A 1,170-nucleotide genomic window follows, 5' to 3' on the forward strand; every position below is an offset into this window, starting at 1 on the left:
ACGCCCAGTTCTCAATTTGAGAATCAAAAATGAACGATGATTTAGATGCAGATTGAAAATTGAAGAGGAGAGTTTGGCTTTATAACCGTGCCATTAACGTGAGCTGAAAAAACAAATGCAATACCTGTCTAAACTTTATGATTTACCTTGCAAACCATTACTTATGTTGATTGTTCTGAGTCGAATAATTAACACTGACAAATAGGTAAATCGGTGGAGTTACGTTTCAATAAAGATGCTTTTTTGTACAAGGTTCCCCCATGCCATTAAAAATGACATTGATTGCCCTTGCCGTTATGGCATCTGCGCAGCCCCAAGCGAATACACCTATAGCTCCGCCCGTCTCTCTTGCTGAAACCTATCAAGATGGAATAGATGTTTCTGAGTATTGGTACAGTGAGAAACTCGATGGAATTCGAGCCTACTGGACAGGTCAACACCTCGTGACCCGAAACGGAAACCGAATTTATGCGCCCGAGTGGTTCACTGAGTCACTCCCGAACTATCCATTGGATGGTGAGCTTTGGGCCGGACGCGGAAATTTTCACATTGTTCAGCAAACCGTTCTTGATAAAACACCAATTGATAGCGCGTGGCGCGAAATCGATTTTATGGTGTTTGACATGCCGTATTCCGCAGGAGATTACCGAAAACGTTATTACAACATTCAGGATTTAGTGTTTGATATTGATGAGCACCACATCAAATACGTTGAGCACCGAGCCATCCAAAACGAGCAACATTTGTTTGCTCAACTGGATAAAATTTCCTTGTCCGATGGCGAAGGCGTGATGCTGCGTAAAGTGTCGAGCCGTTACCAAGCGGGCAGAGGAAGCGACTTACTTAAGCTAAAGCGCTACGCCGACACGGAAGCTCAAGTGGTTGGCTACAAACCGGGAACGGGGCGTTTGCTTGGGATGATGGGCGCAATGCTCGTGCGTTTGCCAGATGGTACAGAGTTTTACATCGGCAGCGGTTTTACGGATGAAGTTCGTCGCCATCCGCCGAAAATCGGTTCTACCATTACGTTTAGATACAACGGATTTACCCAAACGGGGAAACCAAGATTTGCTCGCTTTTTGAGAGAACGATTCAAGGAGTAGGAGAGTTTCCCACTACCACGCCACAACGTTTGAAAAGACCCTGCCAGAACTTAACATGTTCGAGGGT

1 protein-coding gene is annotated in these 1,170 nt (G+C 45.2%); it reads left to right on the forward strand.

Features of this window, described 5'->3' with window-relative positions; all coding sequences use genetic code 11:
• Positions 1–260: 260 nt before the first annotated feature.
• Positions 261–1,103, forward strand: a complete 843-nt coding sequence (locus R7O12_RS26000) for a DNA ligase (protein ID WP_017448527.1) — start codon at positions 261–263, stop codon at positions 1,101–1,103.
• The last annotated feature ends 67 nt before the right edge of the window (positions 1,104–1,170 follow it).

It is taken from the genome of Vibrio sp. Vb1574 (genome assembly GCF_033338675.1).

Excerpts from the sequence above, each read along its gene's own strand:
- R7O12_RS26000 (WP_017448527.1), top strand. The coding sequence starts at position 261 with ATGCCATTAAAAATGACATTGATTGCCCTTGCCGTTATGGCATCTGCG.